21 protein-coding genes, 1 tRNA gene and 1 pseudogene are annotated in these 26,879 nt (G+C 51.5%); 1 reads left to right on the forward strand and 22 read right to left on the reverse strand.

Annotated features, from left to right (window positions below; translation table 11 throughout):
• Positions 1-77: 77 nt before the first annotated feature.
• From WGC32_RS01370 to ruvC, 12 genes are all read right to left on the reverse strand, one after another.
• Positions 78-2,351: an ATP-dependent Clp protease ATP-binding subunit gene (locus WGC32_RS01370; RefSeq protein ID WP_342680430.1), complete on the reverse strand. Its 2,274-nt coding sequence runs from the start codon at positions 2,349-2,351 to the stop codon at positions 78-80.
• Positions 2,352-2,450: 99 nt separating this feature from the next.
• On the reverse strand, positions 2,451-3,143 hold the full coding sequence (locus tag WGC32_RS01375) for a CvpA family protein (RefSeq protein WP_342680431.1): 693 nt from the start codon (positions 3,141-3,143) through the stop codon (positions 2,451-2,453).
• A gap of 163 nt (positions 3,144-3,306) precedes the next feature.
• Positions 3,307-4,461, reverse strand: coding sequence for a DUF5711 family protein (locus WGC32_RS01380; RefSeq protein ID WP_342680432.1), 1,155 nt, complete (start codon positions 4,459-4,461; stop codon positions 3,307-3,309).
• Between the two features lie 45 nt (positions 4,462-4,506).
• Positions 4,507-5,259, reverse strand: coding sequence for a tRNA pseudouridine(38-40) synthase TruA (gene truA, locus WGC32_RS01385; RefSeq protein WP_342680433.1), 753 nt, complete (start codon positions 5,257-5,259; stop codon positions 4,507-4,509).
• An 11-nt stretch (positions 5,260-5,270) separates the two neighbouring features.
• A complete protein-coding gene (locus WGC32_RS01390) occupies positions 5,271-6,083 on the reverse strand; it encodes a CbiQ family ECF transporter T component (protein WP_191482436.1) in 813 nt (270 codons plus the stop codon).
• Positions 6,076-6,960, reverse strand: a complete 885-nt coding sequence (locus tag WGC32_RS01395) for an energy-coupling factor transporter ATPase (RefSeq protein WP_191510002.1) — start codon at positions 6,958-6,960, stop codon at positions 6,076-6,078. The genes WGC32_RS01390 and WGC32_RS01395 overlap by 8 nt, the downstream gene beginning before the upstream one ends.
• A 4-nt stretch (positions 6,961-6,964) precedes the next feature.
• Entirely contained in the window at positions 6,965-7,807 is an 843-nt protein-coding gene (locus tag WGC32_RS01400; protein WP_462933606.1) for an energy-coupling factor transporter ATPase, read from the reverse strand.
• 59 nt (positions 7,808-7,866) lie between these two features.
• Positions 7,867-8,733 carry a class I SAM-dependent methyltransferase gene (locus tag WGC32_RS01405; protein ID WP_342680434.1) on the reverse strand — a complete coding sequence of 289 codons (867 nt, stop codon included), beginning with the start codon at positions 8,731-8,733 and terminating at the stop codon, positions 7,867-7,869.
• Positions 8,734-10,083 (reverse strand): phosphoglucosamine mutase, encoded by a 1,350-nt coding sequence (gene glmM / locus WGC32_RS01410; RefSeq protein ID WP_191482433.1) that lies wholly within the window; start codon positions 10,081-10,083, stop codon positions 8,734-8,736.
• A gap of 17 nt (positions 10,084-10,100) precedes the next feature.
• Positions 10,101-11,147 (reverse strand): Holliday junction branch migration DNA helicase RuvB, encoded by a 1,047-nt coding sequence (gene ruvB, locus WGC32_RS01415; RefSeq protein WP_191482432.1) that lies wholly within the window; start codon positions 11,145-11,147, stop codon positions 10,101-10,103.
• Positions 11,148-11,230: 83 nt separating this feature from the next.
• Positions 11,231-11,830: a Holliday junction branch migration protein RuvA gene (ruvA, locus tag WGC32_RS01420; RefSeq protein WP_342680435.1), complete on the reverse strand. Its 600-nt coding sequence runs from the start codon at positions 11,828-11,830 to the stop codon at positions 11,231-11,233.
• Between the two features lie 20 nt (positions 11,831-11,850).
• Positions 11,851-12,354 (reverse strand): crossover junction endodeoxyribonuclease RuvC, encoded by a 504-nt coding sequence (gene ruvC, locus WGC32_RS01425; RefSeq protein WP_342680436.1) that lies wholly within the window; start codon positions 12,352-12,354, stop codon positions 11,851-11,853.
• Between the two features lie 305 nt (positions 12,355-12,659).
• On the opposite strand from ruvC, the gene WGC32_RS01430 reads away from it, so the two are divergent.
• Positions 12,660-12,735, forward strand: a tRNA-Val gene (locus WGC32_RS01430).
• Positions 12,736-12,859: 124 nt separating this feature from the next.
• On the opposite strand, the gene WGC32_RS01435 is transcribed toward WGC32_RS01430, so the two are convergent.
• From WGC32_RS01435 to recA, 10 genes and pseudogenes are all read right to left on the reverse strand, one after another.
• A complete protein-coding gene (locus WGC32_RS01435) occupies positions 12,860-17,371 on the reverse strand; it encodes a GH32 C-terminal domain-containing protein (protein WP_342680437.1) in 4,512 nt (1,503 codons plus the stop codon).
• Positions 17,372-17,716: 345 nt separating this feature from the next.
• Positions 17,717-18,664, reverse strand: a complete 948-nt coding sequence (locus tag WGC32_RS01440; RefSeq protein WP_191510004.1) for a hexose kinase — start codon at positions 18,662-18,664, stop codon at positions 17,717-17,719.
• Between the two features lie 110 nt (positions 18,665-18,774).
• On the reverse strand, positions 18,775-19,176 hold the full coding sequence (locus WGC32_RS01445; protein WP_342680438.1) for a PH domain-containing protein: 402 nt from the start codon (positions 19,174-19,176) through the stop codon (positions 18,775-18,777).
• 154 nt (positions 19,177-19,330) lie between these two features.
• Complete coding sequence (locus WGC32_RS01450; RefSeq protein ID WP_342680439.1) at positions 19,331-20,422, reverse strand: hypothetical protein; 1,092 nt, start codon at positions 20,420-20,422, stop codon at positions 19,331-19,333.
• A 192-nt stretch (positions 20,423-20,614) separates the two neighbouring features.
• Entirely contained in the window at positions 20,615-22,009 is a 1,395-nt protein-coding gene (gene cysS, locus WGC32_RS01455; protein ID WP_342680492.1) for a cysteine--tRNA ligase, read from the reverse strand.
• A 213-nt stretch (positions 22,010-22,222) separates the two neighbouring features.
• Positions 22,223-22,723: pseudogene (cysE, locus tag WGC32_RS01460) on the reverse strand (serine O-acetyltransferase); the annotation flags it as partial.
• A gap of 321 nt (positions 22,724-23,044) precedes the next feature.
• Entirely contained in the window at positions 23,045-23,608 is a 564-nt protein-coding gene (gene pgsA / locus WGC32_RS01465; RefSeq protein ID WP_342680440.1) for a CDP-diacylglycerol--glycerol-3-phosphate 3-phosphatidyltransferase, read from the reverse strand.
• A 16-nt stretch (positions 23,609-23,624) separates the two neighbouring features.
• Positions 23,625-24,959 carry a 30S ribosomal protein S12 methylthiotransferase RimO gene (gene rimO / locus WGC32_RS01470; protein WP_342680441.1) on the reverse strand — a complete coding sequence of 445 codons (1,335 nt, stop codon included), beginning with the start codon at positions 24,957-24,959 and terminating at the stop codon, positions 23,625-23,627.
• A 64-nt stretch (positions 24,960-25,023) separates the two neighbouring features.
• Positions 25,024-25,641: a RecX family transcriptional regulator gene (locus tag WGC32_RS01475; RefSeq protein ID WP_191482423.1), complete on the reverse strand. Its 618-nt coding sequence runs from the start codon at positions 25,639-25,641 to the stop codon at positions 25,024-25,026.
• A 36-nt stretch (positions 25,642-25,677) separates the two neighbouring features.
• On the reverse strand, positions 25,678-26,808 hold the full coding sequence (gene recA, locus WGC32_RS01480; RefSeq protein ID WP_342680442.1) for a recombinase RecA: 1,131 nt from the start codon (positions 26,806-26,808) through the stop codon (positions 25,678-25,680).
• Positions 26,809-26,879: the final 71 nt, after the last annotated feature.

The raw sequence follows: 26,879 nt of genomic DNA on the forward strand, positions 1-26,879 counted from the left end.
TTGTCAATAGCTTTGTATATAAAACTAGTGGTAAACGAAAAATAAGAGCCGGATCTTGCGATCCGGCTCTTTCTTCATTACGCTTGGAGGATTTCAAACTTCCCATCCTTTGCGGTCAGTTTCATAATCTGGGAAACATTGTCTTCTCCCTTTTCCACCAACAGCAGTGCAATCTTATCCTCCACTTCCTTGCGGATGATCCGGCGGATATCCCGGGCGCCGCTCTTATGTCCGTAAGCCTTCTGGGCAATCAGCGCAAGGGCCGCCTCATCGTAGCCAAATTCGATACCCTTTTCCTTCATTGGCTCTTTGAACTCATCCAGCAACAGCGCCGCGATCTTCTGAAAATCCTGTTCATTGAGCTGGCGGAACACAACGATTTCGTCTACACGGCCCAAAAATTCCGGCCGCAGGAAATCGCCCAGCGCCTTCATTACCCGGTCCTTTGCCACCTCGTCCTGCTGCTTATTAAATCCCAGCGCATTTTCCTTCAGGTTGCTGCCGGCGTTGGAGGTCATGACCAACACTGTGTTTTCGAAAGATACCGTTCTGCCATGGGCGTCGGTAATCCTTCCCTCATCCAGGATCTGGAGCAGGATGTTGAGCACATCGGGATGGGCTTTCTCGATTTCATCAAACAGCACTACGGAATAGGGACGGCGGCGGACCTTCTCTGTCAGCTGTCCTGCCTCGTCATATCCCACATATCCGGGAGGAGAGCCCACAATTCTAGAAACGGAGTGCTTCTCCATAAACTCGCTCATATCCAGACGAATCAAGGGGTCTGCTGTATCAAATAACTCTCGTGAGAGTACTTTGACAAGTTCTGTCTTTCCCACGCCCGTGGGGCCTACAAAGATAAAGGAGGCCGGCCTCCTACGGGGACTGATCTGCACTCTAGAGCGCCGCACTGCAGCAGCTACCAGTTCCACAGCCTCGTCTTGGCCGATGATCTTCTTTTTAAGGGCTTCTTCTAGCCCCGCCACACGACGCAGTTCATTCTCCCGAATCTTGCTGGCGGGAATTCCCGTCCACAGCTCAATAACCTTGGCTAGGTCATCCTGGGTCACCGTCAGAGCGTCCACCTTGTCCTGCAGCTCGTTCCTGCGTGCTTCCACCCGGAGGATGTCCGCCTTGGTTTCGGCCAATTTTTCGTAGTCCACGCTGTCGGTAGCAGAATTGATCTCTTCCCGTTTGACAATGAGATCCGCCAGCTTTCTGGAAAGGCCGTCATACTCCGCCAGATCCTTGCTGGCCAGAGAGGCGCAGGAACAAGCTTCATCCAACAGGTCAATGGCTTTATCAGGCAGATAACGGTCGTTAATGTACCGCTCTGAAAGCACTGCCGCGGAGTGAACAATGGAATCAGGCACCTTGACATGGTGGTAGTTTTCATAATACTCCTTGACACCTTTGAGCACCTCAATGGTATCGGCAATGGAGGGTTCGTTGACAGTCACCGGCTGGAAACGGCGTTCCAAAGCGCTGTCTTTTTCGATGTACTTGCGGTATTCATTAAAGGTGGTGGCACCGATGACCTGGATCTCTCCCCGGGAGAGAGCAGGCTTCAGGATATTGGCCGCATTCATAGAACCCTCTGAATCTCCGGCGCCTACCAAGTTATGAACTTCATCAATAAAGAGGATAATGTTGCCGCAGGCCTTCACCTCGTCTACCAGTCCCTTGACCCTGCTCTCAAACTGACCCCGGAACTGGGTTCCCGCTACCAAAGCGGTCAGATCCAGCAGATGAATCTCCTTATCAGCCAGTTTTGCCGGCACATTGCCCTGGGCAATGCGTAGGGCGATACCCTCGGCAATGGCGGTTTTTCCCACGCCCGGCTCACCGATCAGGCAGGGATTGTTTTTGGTCCGACGGTTGAGGATTTGCACCACCCGGTAAATCTCCTGATCCCGTCCGATGATCCGATCTAATTTGCCGTCCTTGGCCTTTTGGGTCAGATTCTCACAGTAATTGTCCAAATATTTGCGTTTTTTCTCTTTTTTCCCCGTTTTTCCATTGGGCTGAGCCGGATTTTGACGTCCCGGCGCCCCCGGGTTTTCCGGCTGCTTTGCCGCCTGGTCTCCAAAGAGGTTCTGCAAAAAGGGGAATGTCTGGGAGCCGCCTGGCTCAAAGCCATTGTCTTCGTCTCCCATAATATCCATTAGCTGGTTGCTCATATCCTCCAGTTCTTCGTCGGTAATCCCCATTTGTTTCATCATATCGTCCACTGGTTTTATGCCAAGCTCTTTGGCACATTTGAGGCACAATCCCTCATTTATGGTTTCAGTACCCTCCATCCTTGTCATAAACACCACTGCGGGTCTTCTTTTACATCTGGAACATAACATTGTTCATCACTACCTTCCACCAGGCTCTCTCTCCCTACCAGGGTATCAACTCCGAAGCCCGCCCAGTTTTTGCTTCAGAGCCGTCTATTTTTCTGATTTTTAGATCAGGAATCGTCTTAATAATACTGTCTGCTCCATAATATCGTTGTTAAGGTATGCAAAGCCTCCTGCTGTGGCCGCTATAATCAGGCTGAGCAGATTGGCAATCAGGACAACTGTTAGAAGGCCTTCAAAGGCGCCAACAATACCGCCCAACAACGTATTTGCAGGGCCGATGATTGGGATACGTCTCAGGCCGCTCAGGGTCCAGGCAAACTTGCGTACCAGGAATAAGCAAATGGACATCAGCACAATAAATAGAATCAGCTGCACAATGCTGATTACAAGAGGAGCCACTACATGATCAGTAATGGCCTCCGGCAATGGCTGGGTAGAATTGGTCAATGCCTCTAATTCAGCCAGCACATCCGTCCCGGAGCCAAAGGCATCCAAAAACTTTTCCAGCGCGTCCGGCACCTGGGATAGCACCGTCTGAACATCAGCGGCAATATCGGTAATCCCTGCCTCCGTCAATTTGTTTCCCACCGTTTCTACCACCGAAGGGCGGAGGAAATGATTAAAAATTACTGTAGAAAACGCGTTAGCACCCAAATTCGCAATAAAAAAAGAAATCAGATATCCGATAAATTCAATAACCGTCCGGACAAATCCACGACGGGCGGATATCGATATAAAATATATGACCAGTATAACGACGCACAGGTCATAGAGTAATGGAATCCATTCTGTCATGTATGACCTCCAAAAGTGCCTCTAAAAAGCACAGCTTTTCCTAACGGTAGGAAAGCAAACTGATCTATCTTTACCATACATATAGCATTTTACTCGCCTCATCTCATCCGTCAAGGCACAGCAAAAAAAGTTTACAATTTAGGTGTATTTTACATCATTTTGCTCAGACTTTTTCAATCCGTCCTGTCAGCGAAGCATAGACAGAAGAACCCGCCATCTGAATACCGATACAGCTTCGCTCCACCGAAGCTCGCCGTATTTCTGTACCTGTCATGTCGTATACAATAGCTTCCTGCTGAAGGAGAACCGCCAAACGATCATGAGAAAGGGAAATGTCTTTGACCGCCTCATCCAGATGGATCTCTCCTACCTTTTTACACGTTTGATCCATAAGGATGATGGTGGCCTGCTGGTACTGGTTGTAGTCTCCAAACACCAGGGCTATGTTTTCGCTGTCCTCTGTAGAAAAGCTCACCAGGTTGGTGGCGCCGTAATCGTATTGTCCTTCGATTGTTCCAGTGCTGCTCATCACCCGGACTGCCTTGTCGGTGACCACAAAAATATGCCCGCCGTCTTTATAGTCCACAGCATAGATGGATTCCCCCGGAAAATCCAGAGTGGCAATGGGTTCTTCTTCACTAAAGGACAAAAAGACCAAGGAAGACTTCAGCGTTCCGCTTTCCCCTCCTAAGGTTCCTATGACAACACCGCTGCCGTTGCCGAAAACGGAGAGAGAGACAATATGGTTCTGCGCCGAATACCAGGTCAAGATTTCCTCCTGATTGCTGTCATAGACCGTCATCTGGGAGGTATACCGCTGGGATGTTGTCGCCACTGCCAAATAGCCGTTCTTTGCCAGATCAGCAGTCAAAATCGAAAACTCATAGGTCTGGTTCATCAGTTCCCTTGTTTTTGAGGAGAGGACCAGTTTCTTCCCTCCCCTGTCATATACCGCGCTCAAGGAACTGTTATTGACCACCTTCGGATTGGTAAACCCGTGCTGAATATTGCCGATCTCTTTGCCATTCTGATTATAGACGTAAAAGTTTGTCTCGGTAAGAACCCCCAGATCATTGCTGAAGGCGGTCATCATCGATGGAGTGGAGCCCGCCAAACTGATAGGGAAGCCATTACCTCCACCAAATTCCGCCGATATTGTAGAAAAGAAATCGTTGACCTTGGTCCTCACGGTTTCATTGGTAAAGGAAAGGGCCACAAGCACCAGAATAAAGATAAGCACAATGAGGATGATTCGCTTGACGATACTCTTTTTTTTGTATTTTTTCCGCACTTCCGAAATATCCTGTACCTCTGCCATTTCCTCACCTTCTTTCTCAAAAAGTTGTAACTGCTTTTTATAAGACTATCCTAAATCTATCTCATCATAAAAAACCCGGTTGAGGTACAGCCCGCAGGATGGGGCTGTCTTTCCCGCCCGAGAGCGGTCTTTGGAAGCAATAATCGACGTTAGATCATCCGCCGCAATTTTCCCTGCGGCAACATCCAATAGGGTGCCCACCATAATCCGCACCATGTTATATAAAAATCCATCTCCCGCCACGGCAAAGAGGACCATGTCCCCTTCCCGATATACCGAAAAGCGCCGGATGGTGCGGATCGTATCCTTTACCGAACCGCCGCTACTACAGAAGGCGGAAAAATCGTAGGAGCCTACAAAGGCCTGGGCCGCCTCGTGCAGCGTCTTTTCATCGATAGGCTTAGGATATTCACAGACAAGTCCCGCCATCAGAGGGTCCCTTACAATAGTGTTATGGACCTTATAAATATACTCCTTCCCCCTGGCGCTGTAACGGGCATGAAAATCAAGGGGAACTTCCTTGGCCTCACAGACCGCCATATCCCCAGGCAGACAGGAATTGAGCCCCCGCAAAAGGCCCTCGCAGGGAATGGAACACTGGGTCTTGAAACTGATGCAAAACATATTGGCATGGACGCCGGCGTCCAGCCGGGAACAGCATTTAATGTCCTCCCGGCGTCCTACCACCTTTTCCAGGGCGTCCTGAAAGACCTCTGTTATCGTCAGCGCATTGTCCTGAACCTGGGAGCCATGATAAGCCGTTCCCCGGTAGGCCATGGTAATCAGCAGATTCCTCATCATTTTCTCCATTAGAATAGGGATGGGAAGAAATAGTTAAGGGCGATGATTCCGCCGATGCAGACCGCTACAAATATGGCGGAAACGATGTCCCTGCTGTGTAACTTCAGCTGTTTCAGCCGGGTTCTTCCCTCTCCGCCTCGGTAACACCGGCACTCCATAGCCAGCGCCAGCTCGTCAGCCCGGCGGAAAGCTGAGACAAACAGAGGGATCAGCACCGGGATCAGGGCCTTCACCCGCTGGAGAAGCTTCCCTGACTCCAAATCGGCGCCTCTGGCCTTCTGTGCGTTCATAATCTTGTCCGTCTCCTCGATCAGGGTGGGAATAAAACGCAGCGCAATGGTCATCATCATGGCTAGCTCATGGACCGGCACCTTGATTTTTTTCAGCGGGCTCATGAGTCGCTCCAATCCATCGGTCAAAACGATGGGAGAGGTGGTATAGGTCAGCAGGGAGGTTCCTGCAATCAGGCAGAAGATGCGGATGGCCATCATAATGGCCATGGAGATACCTCTATCTGTAATCTTGATAAAGCCCCATTGCCACAAAGGATCTCCATCGATGAAAAACATGTTGAGGATGGTGGTGAAAATAACAATGGGAATAATAGGCTTCAAGCCCTTCAACGCCATCTTCCAAGGCACGCCGGAAATGGCATAGGCGATGACGAGAAAGCCAATGCCCACCAAAAAGCTCCAAGCGTTTTTGGCAACGAATAGCATGATAATATAGGCGAAGGTGATGACAATCTTCATCCGGGGATCCATCCGATGGATGAGAGATTTGCCCGGGTAATACTGGCCAATGGTGATGTCCTTAAGCACGGGCATTTCCTCCCTTCTCCGCCTGATGCCGGGAAAGCAGCTGCAAAAGCTCCCTCTTTCCTTCCTCTACCGTAAAGATGTCGGGGTTCACATCCACACCGCGGTCTTTGAGCGCGTGGAAAATGCGGGTAACCTGAGGCACCGCAAGCCCCATGGAGGATAACTCCTCGGTGTGAGAGAAGACATTTTGAATGGTATCATACATAAATACTTTGGATTTGTTCATGACCAGCACCTTAGAACAGTACTTCGCCACATCCTCCATACTATGGGAAACCAGCAGAACCGAATTTTTCTGCTGCTCATGATATTCCTTGATCTGGCCTAGAATTTTATCCCGGCCCTTTGGATCCAGTCCTGCCGTGGGCTCGTCCAGAATAAGCACCTCCGGGCGCATGGCGATAACTCCGGCAATGGCTACCCGGCGTTTCTGTCCGCCGGAGAGCTCAAAGGGTGATTTCTCTAAAGTGGTAGGCTTCAAGCCCACAAACATAGCCGCCTCCCGGACCCGCTCGTCGATTTCTTCCGCGGAAAGGCCGATATTCTGGGGTCCATAGGCAATGTCCTTGTAAACCGTCTCCTCAAACAGCTGGTATTCCGGATATTGGAAAACCAGCCCCACCTTAAAGCGGATTCTGCGGATATCCTTGGGATTTTCCCAGATGTCCTCCCCATCGATGTAAATCTTGCCTGAAGTGGGGCGGAGCAGTCCGTTAAGATGCTGGATCAGGGTGGATTTGCCCGAGCCTGTATGGCCGATAATGCCCACAAGCTCCCCTTTTTCTATTTCGATGTTGACATCGCTGACAGCTACCTTTTCAAAGGGAGAACCGGCGCTGTAAGTGTAGGTAAGATGCTCAGTTTTGATGACTGACAAATTCTCATTCCTCCAAAAGGCGCAGAATCTGTTCCACGCACTCCTCTTCGTCGATGATATGGCTGTCTACGGGGTAACCCGCTTTTTTTAGTTCATATACAAGCTCGGTGGATTGGGGTACGTCCAAACCAACGGACTTGAGCTGTTCTACATGGGAGAATACATTTTTGGGGGTATCATCCAACAGCATGTGGCCGTTATCAATCACCACCACCCGGTCAGCCTTGGCCGCCTCATCCATGTAATGGGTAATGAGTACTACCGTGATGCCGAAATCCCGGTTGAGCTTTCGCACCGTCTTGATGACCTCCCGCCGGCCTTTGGGATCCAGCATAGCAGTGGGCTCGTCCAGCACAATGCACTCGGGACGCATGGCGATAATACCCGCAATGGCTACCCGCTGCTTCTGTCCGCCGGAGAGCTGATGAGGCGCATGCTCCCGGTATTCGTACATTCCCACTTCCTTGAGGGCGTCGTCTACTCTTTGACGCATCTCCTTCGGCTCCACACCCAGGTTTTCCAGGGCAAAGGCCACATCCTCTTCCACAATGGTGGCGACAATCTGGTTGTCCGGGTTCTGGAACACCATGCCCACATTCTGCCGGATTTCGTAGATCATCTCCTCCTGCCGGGTGTCAATGCCATCCACATAGACAACCCCCTCCGACGGGGTAAGGATGGCGTTAAGGTGCTTTGCCAACGTCGATTTACCCGAACCATTGTGGCCCAGCACCGCCAAAAACTGGCCTCTTGGGATGTCCAGGTTCACATGCTCCAGCACCGGAGCCGCGTTCCCCTCCGCCGTATAGGCATAGGAGACATCCTGCATTGTAACGATGTTTTCCACCGGGACTAACCTCCATTTCCGCACCGCTTCCGGCACATCTGCAATCAAGTTCTACACCTTTATTCACACTGCCAGATAGCTGTGCAGCCACAGGGCAGATCATAGCCTGATTTTTTCACCGGCAGACCGATCTCGTCGGCGCTGACCTCTCCTCCAAATTTGTTTCGCACCGTTACCCCCAGCAGATACTGCATCACCGAAGGCGAAAGGCCGGTGGTGTAAGAGTTAAGCAAGAAAAAGAGGGGGCGTTCACTGAGCACCCGGGAGCAAAGCTCCACCAGGCCGTAAATCTCGCTTTCCAGCTTCCACACCTCTCCTCCCGGCCCCCGGCCGTAGGAGGGCGGATCCATAATGACCGCGTCATACCGGTTGCCCCGACGGATTTCCCGCTCTACAAACTTTTTACAATCGTCTACAATCCAACGGATGGGCCTGTCCTCCAGGCCGCTGAGGCGGGCGTTGTCCCTGGCCCAGCTGACCATCCCTTTGGAAGCATCCACATGGCAGACACTGGCTCCCGCCTTAGCGCAGGCCAGGGTGGCTCCGCCGGTGTAGGCGAAGAGATTGAGAACCTTTATAGGCCTTCCTGCCCTCTCAATTTTATCCATCATCCAGTCCCAGTTGACAGCCTGTTCTGGAAAAAGGCCGGTATGTTTAAAGCCGGTGGGCCGGATGTGAAAACGAAGCACCCCATAGGAGATATTCCACTCGTTTTGCGGCATATGACTGTTTTCCCAATGTCCGCCGCCGGAACTACTCCGGATATAGCGGGCGTTGGCCTTCTTCCAAAGGCCAGGATCTTTGGGGGTGTTCCAAATAATCTGGGGATCCGGGCGGATGAGAACCACGTTGCCCCATCGCTCCAGCTTTTCCCCTCCGGATGTGTCCAGTATTTGATAGTCCTTCCAGTGCTCAGCTGTCCTCATTTATCCCAGTCTTTCCTTGATAGTCTCAGCAATATCCGCCGCCATAGCGCCGATGGTCTCGGCGTCCTTACCCTCTACCATGACCCGGATGAGGGGCTCGGTCCCAGAGCAGCGGACCAAGATTCTGCCGTCGCCTTGCAGCTGCTGCTCACAGGCTCTGATTTTGTTCCAAATGGTCTCTTCCCCATCCAGCCGTTCCTTGGCGTCGTTTGCCACTGTAACGTTGACCAGCGTCTGGGGATAGCGCTCCATGATTTCCGAAAGATCCGACAGATTGCCGCCGCTCTTTTTGAGCAGACAGAGCAGCTGGGCGGCGGAAAGCTGCCCATCGCCGGTGGTCATATAGTCGAGAAAAATAATATGGCCTGACTGCTCGCCGCCCAGGTTATGGCCGCCCAGCAGCATATTTTCCAGCACGTATCGGTCTCCTACCTTGGTGGACTCAGCGTGGATGTCATATTTTTCACAGAATTTGAAAAAGCCCAGGTTGGACATAACGGTGGCGACTACCGTATCATTTTTTAGTCTGCCGTTTTTCTTCATATCGTGAGCAAACATGGCCATCAGCTTGTCGCCGTCCAAAATGACGCCGTGCTCATCCACCGCTAGACAGCGATCCGCGTCTCCGTCAAAGGCTACGCCTACGTCACAGCCGTTTTGCACCACATACCGGGCCAAAACCTCGATATGGGTAGACCCACAGTTGTCGTTGATATTGATCCCGTCAGGCACGTCGTTGATAATCATGCAGTTAGCGCCCATGGAGGTAAACAGGGTCTGGGCTGTTGTACTGGCGCTTCCGTTGGCGCAGTCAATGGCCACCGTCAAGCCCGTCAGATCCACATCCACCGTAGAGCGGATATGGTCAATATAATCCTTGGTGGCGGTTTTGACCCGGATGACTGAGCCAATCTCCCCGCCAGTTTTCAGCATTTTCTCCGGCACTCCCTGCTCCAGCATCGCCTCAATTTCGTTTTCGATGCTGTCGGAAAGCTTGTAACCATTTTCATTGAAAATCTTGATGCCGTTAAATTCCACCGGATTATGGGAGGCGGAAATCATAATGCCGGCATCCGCTTCATACTCCTGCACCAAATAAGCTACCGCCGGGGTGGGAACCACGCCGATGAGCATGACATCGGCGCCTACGGAACAAAGTCCGGCCACCAATGCTGCTTCCAGCATATCAGAAGAAATACGGGTGTCTTTACCAATGAGAATTTTCGGTTTGCGGTGGGTGTGGCTGGTCAATACCGTGGCCGCGCACCGTCCGATGTTCATGGCAAGCTCACAACTTAGTTCCTTGTTGGCCACCCCTCTGGCGCCGTCTGTACCAAATATCTTTCCCATGTTCTGCCTCCACAAATTTATTCAAGGTCGATTAAGTTCATCTGTTGATAGTTCTCTTCCGGCCTCAGCCGTTTTAGCCCCAGATGATCATAGGCAAGCTGTGTGGCACAGCGCCCTCTAGGGGTCCGGCTGAGAAAGCCGATCTGCATCAGGTATGGCTCATAGACATCTTCCAATGTGATGGATTCTTCTCCGATGGCCGCCGCCAAGGTATCCAGCCCCACCGGGCCGCCGTTATAGTTGCGGATGATGGTGGTAAGCATCCGTCTGTCAATACTATCCAACCCCAAGGGATCCACTTCCAGCTTATCCAGCGCCAGGGCCGCCATCTCTTTGGTAATCGTTCCATCTCCGATGACCTGAGCGAAATCCCGGACCCGCTTGAGAAAGCGGTTGGCGATACGAGGCGTTCCCCTGGAGCGCCGGGCCAATTCAATAGCCCCGCCCTTATCACAGGGAACCTCCAAAATTCCCGCCGAGCGAAGGATGATCTGGGACAGTTCCTCCGGCGAGTAAAGTTCCAAACGCATCATGACGCCAAACCGGTCCCGAAGAGGGGATGTCAACTGTCCCGCACGGGTGGTGGCGCCGATCAAGGTAAATTTAGGCAAGTCGATGCGGATGGAACGGGCCGACGGCCCCTTACCGATGATAATATCCAGGGCGTAATCCTCCATGGCGGGATAGAGCACTTCCTCTACCGTGCGGGGCAGACGGTGAATTTCATCGATAAACAGGATATCATTTTCGTTGAGATTGGTCAGCAGCGCCGCCAAATCCCCCGGTTTTTCCACCGCTGGGCCCGACGTAATGCGGATGTTTACATTCATCTCGTTGGCGATGATGGCCGACAGTGTGGTCTTGCCAAGGCCCGGAGGTCCATAAAGCAGACAGTGGTCCAGCGCTTCCCCCCGCCGTTTGGCCGCTTCAATAAACACGGTCAGGTTTTCTTTGACTTTTTCCTGACCAATGTATTCACTGAGTGTTTTGGGGCGCAGAGAAGCTTCGATATCGTTATCTTCTGCCACGTTTTCCGGAGCTACAATCCGGTTTTCGAAATCCATTTCAAAATCGTTAATCAATGGTTTCTTCCCCTTTTTCCTTCTATGCTATGCATTTCGCTGTATTTCTGTCCTAAAAGCATATTTTACCCCAAAGCCAGCTTTTTCAGCGCTCCCTTGATCAGTTCCTCCACCGGCAGAGAGCCGTCCAGTTTGGCCACCGCTGCTGCTGCTTCCGACTGGCTGTAACCCAACACCACCAAAGCGCCGATGGCCTCTGAAACATTAGAGGCGTCCAGATCGATACTGACTGGTCCCTCAGAAACTGCTTGGGTCAGCTGCTCATTGCTGATCTTATCTTTAAGTTCCAGCACAATCCGCTGGGCAATTTTAGGGCCGATGCCCTGGCTACGGGTTAGAGTCTTGTAATCCCCAGAAGCTACACACAATGCAAATTTCTCCGGAGTGCAGTCAGAAAGGATGGCCAATGCCGCTTTGGGGCCCACACCCGAAACCGAGATGAGCATCTTAAAACAGCTCAGCTCATTTAGGTCATAAAATCCAAATAAGTTCACGGCATCTTCCCGGACCTGGAGATAGGTGTAGATGAGCACCTGCTTTTGCTCCTTGGGGAGTTTTGCAATGGTCTGATTGGTGGTGGAACACTGGTAGCCTACGCCGCCGCATTCCACAACGATCATATTGGGCTCGGTGTGAACCACTGTGCCCCGGAGGCTATAGATCATAAAAATGCGTTCCTTTCCTTCTATCTTTGCAGAAGTTTTTCTTTATTCAGCAAGGAGCCAGCGCTGTGAGCGTGGCAGATGGCGATGGCCAGAGCATCCGCTGTGTCGTCGGGCTTTGGCACCTTTTCAAGGCCCAGCATGACACGTGTCATCTCCATCACCTGTTTTTTCACTGCCCGGCCATAGCCTACTACCGACTGCTTAACCTGTAGCGGCGTATACTCATAAATCGGGACTCCGGCTTTTTTCCCCGCCAGGACAATCACTCCACGAGCTTGTCCCACGGCGATGACCGTCTTCTGGTTGCTGGTAAAAAACAGCTGCTCTACCGCCATAGATTCCGGCTTGTATTTGTGGAGCAGATAGGTCAGCTCATCATAAATGACCTCCAGCCGGGAGTCAAAGGGCATATCTGCGGGGGTGGTAATGGCGCCGTAACCCAAGGTACGGAATTTCCCACGGTGATATTCCAAAACCCCGTAACCCACAATGGCATAACCCGGGTCAATTCCCATCACTATCATCTATTTTTCTCCATTTCGTTTCTATTTCTTATTTTCAGGCATACCCCACACATTATATTCAAATTATTATACCATGGGATCAAAATCCTCGCAAGCAGACAGAAAAATGTTCACTTCTTTGTTACAAACCAAAAGAAAACTCGACTATTTCAGTGGAATAAATTTATAATCCGCTCTGTTTATGGCAAAATTATCATCAACAGACTTAGATTAAAGATTGTTTTTATGAAATATGTCAAAATTATGTATAAATGTTGATTTTTCAGAAACTTTGAGATATAATATGAAACATCTTCAGAAAATATGGACGATTAGCTCAGCTGGTAGAGCTTCCGCTTGACGTGCGGAAGGTCGGGGATTCGAGTTCCTCATCGTCCACCAGGGGTGCTGTTCCTGCAATAGCGGGGGCGGCATTATTTTTTGCCTTAAAAATGAAATACCGCGTAAAAAGGGCCGCTCTCACCAGGAGAGCGGCCCTTTTATTGTCGCGGTTTTTCTCGTCGGGTTATTTCTTTTTGCGGGTGAGAACCACAACGCCAGCGGCGCTCAGGGCAAGGACTGCCAGCGCGCCGGGGATCATGCTGTGATCACCGGAGGACGGGTTCTCTTTGTCGCCGGAACCGGAACCGGTGGCGGAACCATTTCCACTGCCAGACGGCCAGTTCCAGTCGCCGCCGCCTACCTGATCTTCATCAGAGCCAGGAATGCTCGGCTTGTCGGTGCCAGGATTGGGATCGGGCTCCTCGCCCTCTGCCGTGATGGTGACATTGATCGCAATGGTCATCTCGATCGCTTCGCCATCCAGGGTCAGGGTTCCGGTTGCCACATAGGTGCCAGGCTCGTCAAACTTGACGTTGCTGTAATCCCAGTCGGAGACTACCAGGTTGGCGGTGCTGCCGTCAGAGTAGTTGGCAACGACATTCTTGTCGATCATGTTCCAAACTTCTTCTGCGGTAGAACCTTCCACCGCGGAGACGTTGATTTCCTCCGGTGTCAGGGACTCGATGACTTTCTCTGCCTTCACAATGACTTTCACATTGATGGGAGTATCAAATCCATCGATGGTTCCTACTGCGGTGTATTCACCGATCTCATCCAACTTGACGTCGTCAATATTCCAGGTCACTGCTACATCCTTGCGGATGCCGTCCTCCTGCTGTACCGTAACGGTATCCGGCAGGCGGTCGGTCAGCGCTGTCTCAGCAGAGCCAACCAGCAGCTCGATAGGATCGATGACCGTCACAACGGACTCGATGGGAGAATCGGTGGTTACAAAGAAGTTCTGTGCCCGGACAGTAGCATTGTAGCCCATAAAGCCGATACGGCCCTCACTGTAGAACTGGGTGTCATTGGTATCTTCTACATCCTTGAAGACCTCTTTGCCATCAAAGGTGAAGCTCATCTTGCCATCCTTGACGGTCAGCTCCACAGGATAGGTCCTTCCACGCTCCGGAGTAAAGCCCAGCTCAGCAAAAGTCTTGATCGCTACATCGCTGGTCGCGGCGCCTCGATAGGGGAATTCGAAGATTCTGAACTTCTGGCCGTTGCCCCCATCGGACAGGTCAAAGTTCAGGACATAAGAACCCTGGCCTGCATTGGCGTCCTGCGCGCCGAAGACGATGCCGAAGGCGTCTCCGGCTTCCAGGGTGACGTCCGCCGTCAGGGTAAAGTCGGTGACGGACTCGCTAGACACGGTGAACATGTCGCCGCCGCCGACACCATAGTAGCCGTTTTCATCAATGGCCCAGGTGCCGCCGGTGGTCTCCCAGCCGGTCAGGTTGGTGTTGAAGTTGGGCTCAATGACCTGCAAGGTACCGGTGCCGGAAATCTCGGTGCCGGGTACAGTTGCTGTCACCTGGACGTCGCCTACCGCAACGCCTTTCAAGGTGATGGTATTGCTGGTCTGGGAAACGATCTCCACCAGGCCTTCGCCGTCGGTGATAGCCCACTCCACCTTCTGCTCCGCGGTGACGGGCAGGACTCTGGCGCTCAGGGTTACTGTCTCACCTGCATACACCTTGGAACCGTCGGTGACGACTACATCAGTGGCAGCCGCCGGGGTGTCGGGGGTCTCTCTCCAGATGCTGTCCAGAGGATAGATGGTTGCTTCCACCTGGGCGTCGCCGCCTAAGGTGTAAACCTCGGCGCCGGTGCTGGCATAATCGGGGAAGATCAGGGCTGTGCCCAAGGTCTCGCCGTAGTTGCCGAAGACTTCCACTGCGGACCAGTCTACATAAATCCGCATCTGGATCTTGCCGTCCTCGGTCATGGATGTCTGCTGGCTGTAAACGCCAAGGAATCCGCCGCCGCCGTCTTTGCCAGACTTGGTGCGGTCAATATACATTCTGCCGTCCTGCAGGTTATAGTAAACCAGGGTCTCCTGGTCCCCGCCGGTGCGCAGCTTGAAGCCCACCTGGGTGGTATCCTCTGTGGGGGTGAATTCCGCCACAATCTCGTACTGGTCGCCGCTAAATCCCGCCAGCGGGTTCTCCCCGTCGGGGGTCAGGGTGGTGTTGATCTCGGTGGCTTTGTCCACCTGGCGCAGGGAGTCATACTCGCTGATGGGGTTCTGGAACAGACGGATGCCGTTTGCAGTCTCTTCCAGGGTCAGCTCATACATCATGGTCTGGGCATTGTTATAAGGATCGGTGATGTTGGCCAGGTTGTTGGCATACGCCCAGTTGCTCATCCACTGGATCATGATCCGGCGGCCATCGGGAGTGCCGCCCTCATCCCAGCCGAAGTAGGTCTGGGCCGCGTAAGCGTCGGGGGCGTAGTTGGTGGTAAACTGCTCATTGGTATCAGGGATAAAGTACCATTTCCCATCAACTTCTCTAAAGTCGCCGATCATATAGTAGCGGCCGCCGCCACTGTATACCCATTTGTAGATACCAGTGTCGCCAACTTCTAGCTTGAAGAAATCAGGGCACTCAGAATAGATACTATTGACCTGTTTTCCATCGATGACCTGATTCTGGTTATAGACGCTTTCAACCTCCCAGTCAATCAGGTTGGTAGAAGAATAGATGCGCAGGGGTCCGCCCGCTACGACCATCATCCATTTTCTGCTCTCCTCATGCCAGAAGACCTTGGGATCACGGAAAGCACCGTCATTGCAAGGATCATCTTTCGAGGTGAGGACGGGATTGTCTTTGTATTTGATCCAGGTACGGCCTTTATCAAGGGAATAGGCAAGGGACTGCTTCTGACCGCCGCCGTCATGAGTGAAGATGGCCACCAGGCCGCCGCCTTCGATGCCATCAAAGAAGTGGGTGGTGTTTTCCTTATCCACCACAGCGGAACCGGAGAAGATGGCGCCGTTTTCATCGGGATACAGGGCGATGGGCAGTTCTTCCCAATGAATCAGGTCTTTGGAAACCGCATGGCCCCAGTGCATGCTGGTCCAGGTTTTCTGCTCATTGTATTGATAGAACAGGTGCCATTCCCCATCGAAGTAAACCATACCGTTGGGGTCATTGCACCAGCCGATCTCCTGGGAATAGTGGAACTGGGGTCTCCACTGTTCGGTATAGAAGAAAGCCGGATCCTGCTCCCGTTTAATGGAAACGGTGGTAATGCTGGAAATGCCGGTTACGTCGTCAATGGCTTTCACCAGCACATCATTGGTGCCCACTTTCAAGGGAACGGATACATAAGTATCGTTTTTGGCTGCCTTGTCGTTGATGGACAGGTTGAAGCCCTCCGCAGCGGTGGCTTTGACTTCCACGCTCTCTGTCTCAAAGGGGACAGTGGCGTTGTAGCTGAAGGTTTTCTCATCAAACACGGGAGTGAGCTTCGCGTCTTTGACTTCCAGCGCTGTCAGTTTGGGGCTTGTTGCCTCATGGACCATGACGTTATTGAAGGTGGCGTTGGATTGGAATGTCATAATTCCGATATAGCCGCCTGCAAAATCATTCTCCTGCTGGCTGCCTACCAGGGCGCGGTCCAGATAGAAGTTCATCCGTCCGTCGCCCAGATATTCAATGCGGATCTTAAAGTCCTTCTTTTTAAGCTCTTTATCTGTCAGGGCACGGTCGACTTTCCAATCCTCGCCGCCGGTGTTCTTGAAGAGCTTGGTAATCTTCAAGACCTTATCCACGTTGACGCAGTACCAAGTAGCCTCCGGTGTTTCACGGCTCCGGATACCGAAGGTGAGACCCGCCGCCTGACCATCCTCCAGATGCATGTCGGCTTCTAATACAAAAGCGGAATTGGCGGACATGTACGTATTAGAGGTATAGAAGGTATCACCAACACCCATATTGTTGCCCTGCATACCAACGGCAGTTTTAGTCCAGGTAGCGGGACCTGCGCCGGCTGCCAGCCAGTTCTCGCCCAGATTGGTGACAAAATTACCCTCTTCCGCCGGGGCGTCAGTAGTGGTAGCTGTCAGGTCTTTGAACTCTGCTCTGGCATTGTGGGTCATGATGCCCAGCTGGCCGCCATAGTAAGCGATGCCTTCAACTCCCTCGCCATTAACCGTCGCGAAGGTGTGCTCCTTTACCGGGGTATCTCCCACATAGACGGTGAGCTTGTTCTTTTCATCCATGGTCAGCCGGACACGCACATAGCCCTTTGTAATATCTCCCTTATTCTCAACCTTCAAAGCCTGGAAGATATAATTCTTGGGATGAGGATGCTTGGGATCATTGTCCACAAAGGAAGTCACTTCGATTTTGCCAGCAATCTGCTTAAATTCCACGCCGTGGAACCGGCCGCCTTGATAGCCAAAAATCACGGTTGCCGCTCCACCAGCATCCAGCAGCTTGATATCCAAAGAATAATCAAAGGTCTTGGCCGATGCGTTGGAGGGGATCGTATTGTTCCCTCCAGTATTATTGAGGGTATAAACGCCACCTGACTCGGTATAGCCATCCCCTGCGGGGAAGGTGATTTCCAGTGAGGTGGGATCGGCAGCGATTACCGGCACTACGCTGGTAAAAGCCACCATCAGCGCAAAGAACAAAGCCGCCAACCGTTTGGTTGTCCGCTTTGTCTTGCTACCAAAGATCTTCATTTTCATTTTCCTCCTTCTAGTTTTCTTCTCCGATTGCCTATTTGGTAATAATAAGCAATTTACTATTATAATAGCATCAAAAGCCCTTATTTTGCAATAAGATTACACATAACTTCTAGAATTCATAGAAATTGCATAATAATCGAATCAAATGTCTGTATAGTCATCTTACTTGTATATTAAACTTTTATTTATTTGTAAAAAATATAGTTTTATCATTTACATTTCTTACAAATTTAAATGACTCTTGATATGCTTTTCTCCCGTCTTTTTTTCTTTGGAGAAATAAAAATAAAGGGTATCCTGTTCCCAAGATACCCTTGTTTTTTATTACATATAGAATTCTTACAAAGAAAGTTCTTTTGCCACAACCAAATCCAACATCTCCTGGACCACCTGGCTAGAAGGAGGATTGGTACCCTCGGTTGTTACCGCCGCCGATCCACAGGCGCCGGCGAATTTTACCGCATCTGCAAAGCTGTCTCCACGAGACATGGCGGCGATAAATCCGGAAAGGGTGGTATCCCCTGCCCCAACGTTGGAGCGCACAGGTACGTCTGGTACATCTACTTTGACTGCTTGATCTTTATTGATACCGATCAGTCCATCAGCGCCCAAGCTCACCACTACATTTTCAATTCCTTTGTCGATAATTTCCCTGGCAATGGCTACAATGTCCTCATAAGAGGATGCCTTTTTCCCCGTCATATCCTCCAGCTCTTCCTGGTTAGGCTTAATGATCCAGGGCTTTAGATCCACAATCTGCTGAGCCGTCAACGCTGTGGTATCCAGTGCCACCACCGCGCCTTTCTGCTGTACATATCGGATCATGTCCATAAATTTTTCTTTGGAAAGCCCAATCTTCGGCAGACTTCCGGCAAAAACCACAATGGCATCCTGAAGGCCAAACTCATCCATCTTGTCAAGCACTTCCTGATAATTCTCCTCGGTGAAGTCAGATCCCTTCCGGTTGAGCTTGAACAGATTGCCGTCGTCGGTAATAATGCTCAGGTTTTCACGAATTTTCCCTTCGTTATACACCACCAGGCATTTGATGTTCTCTTCCGCCAGACGATCAAAGTACTGCTTGGCGTTGTCCCTGCCAGTGACCAAGAGGGCTGTATTGTCAATGCCCCATTTGGTCAGTGCACGGGATACATTCGTTCCCTTGCCAGCCGCATCAAAATGCTCGTCATAAGCAAAATTGACCCGCTCTTTGTCCAATGTGTCCACATAAACATTGACATCTATGGCGGGATTCAGGGTTACCGTCAAAATCTTTTCTGTCTTCATGGGAATTCTCCTATCCTCCAGCCCTTGGCCGGAAATATTTGATATTGAGCCACTTGAACAATCATCCCAGCTTTTATTGGTGAAGATCGGTCAGTTGTCCTCATTTCATTTTAAAGTTCGTCTATCTCTCCATCGCCATCCAGGTCCCGTCCATATCCATCATCCTCCAGAACTTCGCCCACGCGCAGCCGCCGCTGGATTTTCACCTTTTCCACCTGCTGATGGAGCATCTCTTTTACCTCTCGCGGAGACTTCACATTTTTTAAGGTAAGCACCGGTGTGCTTCGGTCAGAGGACTGGACAACTACAGAACCCACTCCGAAAATTCGCTGAAACAGGGAAATGTGAAGGCTAATATCCCGCACCCGGTAAAGGATCACTTCCTCTTGATTGGTATTGAGCAGTCCCTTCTCCACAAAGAGCCTATCTTCGTTCATGGCATATTTTGTAAAACTAATGGGCATTCCTAAAATCCGTTTGCGATCCTTCCAAATAAAGTTTAGCTTATCCACACATGTTCCCTCCCCAGACTTGTTATTCCTATTGTAACAATTCGCCGGGGGAATTGCAATAACAATCCCCCTAGCTTTCTGTATCCCATCACACAAAAAAGGGAGTACCTAATGGTACTCCCTTTTTCTATTGACAGAATCTATCTTCCGTCAATTATTTTTTCAGTGCTACGAAGCCAGCTGCCATTGCTACTACTGCGCCTGCAACTGCCAGGCCGATGACGTCATTTGCGCCAGTGCCGGGGTTGTCTTTGCTCTCAGTGGTGGTAGCAGGTGCATCTGCTGCATCAGTCAGAGGCTCAGCGGAGATAACCAGTGTGCCCAGCTTGTTGGTGCTGAAGGACACTACGTCTCTTGCTGCATCATACTCTGCTTTGTCGGTGATCAGAACCAGCTTGTCGCCTTCGATTCTGTAAACGTATGCCTGATTGGTTACGTGAGTGGAAGAGTACTCAGTGCACTCCATCTCTACGCCGATCTCTACAGGCAGCTCGTTCTTATCTTTGAAGTCGATTACGCCCAGGACTTTGTCCTCGCCGTATCTCTCAACGATAGCATCGATCTTCTCGATGGAAGCGCGGAAGTTCAGTGCGTTGCTGATGCCTGCGCCTACGTTCAGAGCATAGCCGTTGTAGGGGAATTTGAAGGTCTCGCCGGATTTGATTGCTGCGAAAGCGTCAGCGGAGACAACATAGCGGCCCTCGGTAGCAACTTCGAAGTCGCCATCGATTCTTGCTTTGTTGATGTCGTTCTCGTCGATAACACCGGTGTCTTTTACGGTCAGAACAATGTCGCCCTCTACATTGTAATCCACATCCGCAGCAGTGGTGTAGGTACCTTCGATGTGCAGAACCATGTCGTAGTCTTTGACCGCAGCGATATCCTGGGTCTTCATCTGGACCAGCCACACATAGGTAGGCAGGTTGCCGTCATTGTCATAGAAGAACGCAGGCTCGTACACGGTGGTAGAACCCTGGGTAACTTCCGCGTCGGTGATGACGAAGGGGGTTACCTCTCCTGTATCCGGATCTTCAACCACGGGGATCACATAGAATTCGCTGCCAGCCACATACTGAATGCCACCGTTCAACCAGAAGGCATCCTCACCTTCCATGCCGATGTCCCATCCATCCTCGCCGAAGGTGCCCGCGCCCAGGATCGGCAGGGTTACGTCGATACCAAAGGCTACAGAAGCCATGCCAAAGCACATGACAACTGCCAGCATCAGTGCTAATACTTTTTTCATGGGTATCTCCTCCTAAAATTTTTCTTTTCTGGCAAAAGCTCTTGCCTTCTTTTATTATATTTCTTATCAAATCGTTTTTCAACGCTTTTTCTTATTTTCTTTTCAGAATTAAAAATTCTCTGAAATTTCCAAAAAATGCATTCTATCTTTGGTAACATGTATATTTTCAAACGGCAGGTTATCAAAATCGTTTTAAGCCCTGCTCCATTTGACTCCCTGGGGGGTATCCTCCAGGATAATTCCCTTGGCCTTCAGCTCATCCCGGATGGCATCTGCTGTTTTGAAGTCTTTATTTTTCCGCGCCTGCTGTCTTTTTTCAATGAGCGCCTCAATTTCACTGTCCAGGCTTTCCTTGTTCCGGTTATAAACCAGTCCCAGCACATTGGTCAGTTCGTCAAAGAGGCCAGCCGCATAGCGGATATAATCCCTAGACTGAGGTTCAGCCAACGCCGTGTTGATATCTTTGACCAGATCAAACACTGCGGCAATACCGTCGGCGGTGTTGAGATCGTCATCCATAGCAGTGACAAATTGATCCCGGCGCTTCGCCAAAGCGGCTTTGCGGTCTGCATCGCCGTCCCTGGTTTCTTCCGCAGCATTTTTCAGCATAAAATCCAGATTGTCACGGCAGTTATAAAGCCGCTCCAAAGCCGCTTTGCACTGTTCAATGACCTCCACACTGTAGTTGATGGGGCTGCGGTAATGGGCTTGGAGCATCATGAATTTGATGGGCTCATAGCCGTATTTCTCCGCTACATCCCGGACCGTAAAGAAGTTGTTGAGGGATTTGGACATTTTTCTGTTATCCACGTTGATGTAGCCGTTGTGCATCCAGTAGCGGGCGTATTCCTTGCCGGTGCAGCACTCCGACTGGGCAATCTCGTTTTCATGGTGGGGGAAGATCAGATCCTGGCCGCCGCAGTGGATGTCGATGGTATCGCCTAATAGGTTGTTAATCATAGCCGTGCACTCAATGTGCCATCCCGGACGTCCCTTTCCCCAGGGAGAATCCCAGGCGGGCTCTCCTGCCTTAGCGGCCTTCCAGAGGGCGAAATCCATAGCGTCTTCTTTCTGCTCGCCTACTGCGATACGGGCACCGGATTCCAGTTCCTCCAACGGCATGTGGGACAGCTTGCCATATTCGTCAAACTTCTTGGTGCGGAAGTAGACATCTCCATTTGCCTCATAAGCATATCCTTTGTCCACCAGAGTTTTCACAATCTCAATGATCTTATCCATATTTTCGGTGGCGCGGGGATGGAAGGTGGCCGGCCGGATGCCCAATCCTTCGGCGTCGGTGATGTATTCTTTGATATAGCGCTCCGCTACCTCTTTGACGGTGATACCCTCTTCATTGGCTTTTTTGATAAGCTTGTCGTCTACGTCGGTAAAATTCTGCACAAAGGTGACCTCGTAGCCCCGATACTCCAGATAGCGGCGCAGGGTGTCAAAGACGCAGATGGGCCGGGCGTTGCCGATGTGGATGTAGTTATACACCGTAGGTCCGCAGGCATACATCTTCACCTTGCCGGGGGTGAGAGGAATGAATTCTTCTTTCTTCCGTGTAAGGGTGTTAAAAATTTTCATGGTCTTTCTTTCCTTTCTATGGGCTTTATGCCGGTCATATCTTTCAATGCTCTTTCGTTCGGCGCGGCTGATGTTTTCCGCCTCCACCTGTTTCAGGCGCATCTCCAACCGCTCAATGGTCAGCTGCAGCCTGCACAGCTCCTGTGCCACCGGGTCGGGAATCCGCACCTGATCCAGTTCCTGGACCGGGGGCCTCACCCCTTTTCTGCGCACCACCCGGGCAGGTACGCCCACGGCAGTGCAGTTTGCCGGAACTTCCTCTAAAACTACAGCACCGGCGGCAATTTTGGCGTTATCTCCGATTTTAAAGGGGCCTAATACCTTGGCGCCGGCCCCCACCATTACGTTTTTCCCCAAAGTAGGGTGGCGTTTTCCTTTATCTTTGCCCGTTCCGCCCAAGGTTACTCCCTGGTAGATGGCGCATCCATCCCCCACTTCCGCCGTTTCACCGATGACCACCCCGCAGCCGTGATCGATCATGACGCCTTTCCCGATTTTTGCGCCGGGATGGATCTCAATCCCGGTGAAAAACCGGGAAAGTTGAGAATTTAACCTGGCCAAAAAGAAAAGTTTATGACGGTAGAAAAAATGGGAAAATCGATGGGCAATGATGGCATGAATGCCGGAATATAAAAGGAGGATTTCCAGGCTGCTTCGGGCAGCGGGATCCTGTTGCTTTACTGCGTTGATATCCGCCCGCAGTCTGTCAAACATCCAGTGTCAACTCCTTTCTTATGATGCAAAAACCGCCTTCGTCTGGCATTACCCAGACGAAGGCGGCAGGTTGTCGCGGTTCCACTTCGATTTCTCACTCTAAACCCTTAACGCGGGCCCACGCAGGAAAGATACACAGGCCTTTCAGCCCTTCCCTTTCCTGTGCTCACAGGCGCATTTCATCCATCCCTGCCGGCAAAGGGCCCTCTCAGCGTATCAAGCCCTCTCTCTGCTGCCCGGAAAAGATTACTTCTCCTGATCAAAGCATCCTATCTTGTGTTCTCTAATGTATCACAAAGAACCTGTCTTTGCAAGTGTCTCCTATTTGGTGGTGATACAGGACCGGTTTTTCCATAGATAGTTAAAACCGGAAAGAATGGTGAAGACAACAACAGTCCACATAGCGGCGCTGTTGATCCATCCCACCGGGAAACCGGCAGGAAGCAACCCATCCGCCAACAGCTCCTGGAGAAAGAGCATCAGGCATACAGCGATGATCTGGCTGACTGTCTTCACCTTACCCCAAATGTCAGCGGCAATAACCGTTCCCTTGCCGGCGGCAATCAGCCGCAGGGAAGTGACCAAAAACTCCCGGGCGATGATGATAAACACCAACACCGCAGAAGCCATCCCCTTTTCAATAAAACAGATGAGGGCTGCATTGACCAAAAGCTTATCTGCCAGCGGATCCATAAACTTACCAAAGTCGGTAACAAGGCCGCGTTTTCTGGCAATCTTTCCATCCAGCATATCGGTCAGGGATGCCAGAATAAAAACAATCAGTGCCCACAGATTATTGTGGGGAATGCTTTCCAACAGCAGGAATACCAGAAAAAAAGGAATCATCGCCACCCGCAGGATGGTTAGTTTGTTGGGGAGATTCATGGGGTTCCCACCTTTCTCATCTGCCTCTATGGCCCATTAGATCATAATTTTGCGCACTGTCAATTGTCACCTGGTAGAACTCTCCCTCTTGACAGGGGAGTTCGCTTGTAAAATAAATCTGGGAATCGATATCCGGCGCGTCCATATAGCTGCGGCCTACATAGACCCCTGACTGCGGGTCATATCCCTCGCAGAGCACCTCCAGGCTCCGGCCCATCTGGGCAGCGTTTTTCTCTTCCATAATGGCGTACTGCCGTTCCATGATGATCTCAGCCCGGCGCCGGCGGATTTCTGGATCAATCTGGTCGGTTCTCTCCCCAGCAGGCGTCCCTTCCTCTGCCGAATAAGCGAAACAACCCAGACGGTCAAAGCGGATATCTTCCACAAAGGAGCAAAGCTCTTCAAAATCCGCCTCGCTCTCCCCCGGAAAGCCGGTAATCAATGTGGTGCGCAGAACCATCCCTGGAATATTGGCCCTGAGTTTTTCCATCAGCCGGGTCAGGGACTGCCGGTCTCCCCGGCGGTTCATCTCCCGCAGGACCTTGCCGCTGGCATGCTGCAAAGGTACGTCAATATATTTAACGATTTTCGGTTCCTTGGCTATCGTCTCAATGAGTTCGTCATCAATCCGATCCGGATATCCATACAGGACCCGAATCCAATGGAGCCCTTCAATCTTACATAGCTCACGGAGCAGGCGGGCAAGTTTTGGCGCACCGTATAGATCTACGCCATAACGGGTGGTATCCTGCGCCACCACGTTGAGCTCCTTCACCCCGCGCTGGGCCAGTTCCTTTGCCTCTTCCACAATATCCTGCATCCGGCGGCTGCGGAAGCCTCCGCGGATTAGGGGAATGGCGCAGTAGGTACAGCAATTATCGCAGCCCTCTGCAATCTTAATATAGGCGGTATAGGGCTTGGTCGTCAGCACCCGGTCCCCCTCTAGGGGCAGTGCCTTTTTATCCGGGAATCGGGCGACCTGCTTCCCGGCAAGGGCAGCCTGAAGGGCGGAGACAATGTCTCCATTGGCGCCGATGCCCAATACCACGTCAGCTTCGGGGATTTCCTTTGCCACCTCTTGCTGATAGCGTTCGGCCAAGCATCCTGTGACCACCACAGCCTTGACCTTCCCCTCTTCTTTCATTCTACAAAATTCCAATATATTTTCAATGGACTCCCGTTTGGCGTCCTCGATAAAACCACAGGTATTGATAATAATGGCGTCGCACTGTTCCGGATCTCCGCAGATTTCAAAGCCGCCCTGATCGATCAGCGCCAGCATCATCTCAGCGTCCACCTGGTTTTTGGTGCATCCCAGGGAAACCATTCCTATTTTTTGTTTTTCCTTCATATTCACCTTGCCTTCCCGGCCTGTACCGGACGGCACAAAACCAATCTTTTTTCTTGAGGATATTTTAATCCTCTTCCTCCTCTTCCAGGGCATTCAGAGCCCGGCGGATTTCCTCATAAGCATATCCGCGCCGGAGCAGGGCCGCTGTTACCCGTTCCCTTCCCCTGGGTTCCAATAGCTTTCGGCGGTATTTTGTCTCGATGAGGGATTGCAGACGATCCTGGGTATCCTCTTTTTCACAGTTTTGCAGCACCTGGTCAATGATGTCTCCATCGATGCCACGCATCCGCAGCTCCTGCCGCACCCGTTTTTCCCCGTAGTCCTTGCGTTCGATCAAATCCCGGGCTCGCAGCTCAGCGTATGCCGCGTCATCTAGAAGGCCAGCCGCGGTAAGACGGTCAAGGATCTCTTCCACCGTCTGCTCGTCGTAGTTTTTCAGAAGCTTGTCGGACAGCTCCTTCCGGGAATGGGCGCGAAAAGAAAGGAGATAGAGGGCACGCTCATGGGCCCGGCGGCTATCCCCCCTCCGACGGATCTCATCCAGATCCTCCCGAGAGACCTGTTTTCCCGCTTTCAGCCCCATCTGAGCAATGATCTCAATGTCTGCCGTCAGAGCGTATTCCCCTTCTACAAAGATATTGTATTTACTTCCCTTAAAGGGTTCAATGGCTGTAATCAGCATCCACGCTCATCCATTTCTATGTAATGGGGGATCACCTTATTCGTCATCCACCTCAATGTCAATATCCGGCATTTTCTTCTTGGCCGCTGGTGCCGCAGGGGCAGGGGCTGCTGCCGGCTCTTCCTTGGCCGGAGCTGGAGCCGCCGCCTCTGTTTTCTTTCCCTTGCGGGCTGGCGCGCCCAACTTATCCGCATTGGCCCGGACTTCCTTTTCTACCGCATCGGCAAAATCAGGATGCTCCCGCAGATAGTTTTTCACATTATCCCGTCCCTGGCCCAAGCGCTCGCCCTGGTAGCTGAACCAGGCTCCACTTTTGTTGATGATGTCCAGGCGCACTGCCAGATCCAGGAGCTCTCCCTCATGGGAAATACCCTGGCCATACATAATATCAAATTCTGCCTCCTTAAAGGGAGGCGCTACTTTATTTTTTACCACCTTGCAGCGGGTCCGGTTGCCGATGACCTCGGAGCCTACCTTGAGCTGCTCAACCCGGCGCACTTCCATCCGCACCGAGGAGTAAAACTTCAGGGCACGGCCACCGGGAGTAACCTCCGGATTACCATAGACCACGCCGACCTTTTCACGCAATTGGTTGATAAAGATGGCCACGCAGTTGGATTTGGAGATGACACCGGTCAGTTTCCGCAGGGCCTGGGACATCAGCCTTGCCTGAAGTCCCACATGGGAGTCGCCCATCTCCCCCTCGATTTCAGCTCTGGGTACCATTGCGGCAACCGAGTCCAACACGATGACGTCAATGGCCCCGGAGCGCACCAGCGCCTCGGTGATTTCCAGCGCCTGCTCTCCGGTATCCGGCTGAGAAACCAGCAGGGAGTCAATGTCTACTCCCAATGCACTTGCATAAACAGGATCTAGGGCATGCTCCACGTCGATAAACGCCGCGATGCCGCCTTCCTTCTGGGCCTGGGCCACCACATGGAGGGCCACTGTGGTTTTACCGGAACTTTCCGGGCCGTAAATCTCCACGATTCTGCCCCGAGGAACACCTCCGATACCCAATGCCACATCCAGGGAGATGGAGCCGGTGGAAATGGCCTCTACATTCAAGTGACTGTTCTGTCCCAGACGCATGACAGCGCCCTTGCCGAATTGCTTTTCGATCTGGCCCAGTGCGGTGTCCAGCGCTTTCTGTTTATCAAGTGCCATATTCTACCTCCAAAATGATCCACATCTCATGTTCGAGCATATGTTCCCGTATCTAATTTATTATAACCTGT

Origin of the sequence: Zongyangia acetica, assembly GCF_038739695.1 — a bacterium.
GTDB classification, from domain to species: Bacteria; Bacillota; Clostridia; order Oscillospirales; family Ruminococcaceae; genus Zongyangia; species Zongyangia gallinarum.

What these genes read in the sequence shown, in the direction of transcription:
- rimO (WP_342680441.1), bottom strand. Translation starts at nt 24,959, where the DNA reads ATGAAGGAAAAACAAAAAATAGGAATGGTTTCCCTGGGATGCACCAAA.
- ruvB (WP_191482432.1), bottom strand. Translation starts at nt 11,147, where the DNA reads ATGGATTTCGAAAACCGGATTGTAGCTCCGGAAAACGTGGCAGAAGAT.
- truA (WP_342680433.1), bottom strand. Translation starts at nt 5,259, where the DNA reads ATGAGGAATCTGCTGATTACCATGGCCTACCGGGGAACGGCTTATCAT.
- WGC32_RS01435 (WP_342680437.1), bottom strand. Translation starts at nt 17,371, where the DNA reads ATGAAGATCTTTGGTAGCAAGACAAAGCGGACAACCAAACGGTTGGCG.
- pgsA (WP_342680440.1), bottom strand. Translation starts at nt 23,608, where the DNA reads ATGAATCTCCCCAACAAACTAACCATCCTGCGGGTGGCGATGATTCCT.
- WGC32_RS01380 (WP_342680432.1), bottom strand. Translation starts at nt 4,461, where the DNA reads ATGGCAGAGGTACAGGATATTTCGGAAGTGCGGAAAAAATACAAAAAA.
- WGC32_RS01440 (WP_191510004.1), bottom strand. Translation starts at nt 18,664, where the DNA reads ATGAAGACAGAAAAGATTTTGACGGTAACCCTGAATCCCGCCATAGAT.
- WGC32_RS01475 (WP_191482423.1), bottom strand. Translation starts at nt 25,641, where the DNA reads ATGCTGATTACAGCCATTGAACCCTTTAAGGGAAGTAAATACAATATC.
- WGC32_RS01370 (WP_342680430.1), bottom strand. Translation starts at nt 2,351, where the DNA reads ATGTTATGTTCCAGATGTAAAAGAAGACCCGCAGTGGTGTTTATGACA.
- WGC32_RS01450 (WP_342680439.1), bottom strand. Translation starts at nt 20,422, where the DNA reads ATGAAAAAAGTATTAGCACTGATGCTGGCAGTTGTCATGTGCTTTGGC.
- ruvC (WP_342680436.1), bottom strand. Translation starts at nt 12,354, where the DNA reads ATGATAGTGATGGGAATTGACCCGGGTTATGCCATTGTGGGTTACGGG.
- WGC32_RS01375 (WP_342680431.1), bottom strand. Translation starts at nt 3,143, where the DNA reads ATGACAGAATGGATTCCATTACTCTATGACCTGTGCGTCGTTATACTG.
- cysS (WP_342680492.1), bottom strand. Translation starts at nt 22,009, where the DNA reads ATGAAAATTTTTAACACCCTTACACGGAAGAAAGAAGAATTCATTCCT.
- ruvA (WP_342680435.1), bottom strand. Translation starts at nt 11,830, where the DNA reads ATGATCTATAGCCTCCGGGGCACAGTGGTTCACACCGAGCCCAATATG.
- glmM (WP_191482433.1), bottom strand. Translation starts at nt 10,083, where the DNA reads ATGGGAAAGATATTTGGTACAGACGGCGCCAGAGGGGTGGCCAACAAG.
- recA (WP_342680442.1), bottom strand. Translation starts at nt 26,808, where the DNA reads ATGGCACTTGATAAACAGAAAGCGCTGGACACCGCACTGGGCCAGATC.
- WGC32_RS01405 (WP_342680434.1), bottom strand. Translation starts at nt 8,733, where the DNA reads ATGAGGACAGCTGAGCACTGGAAGGACTATCAAATACTGGACACATCC.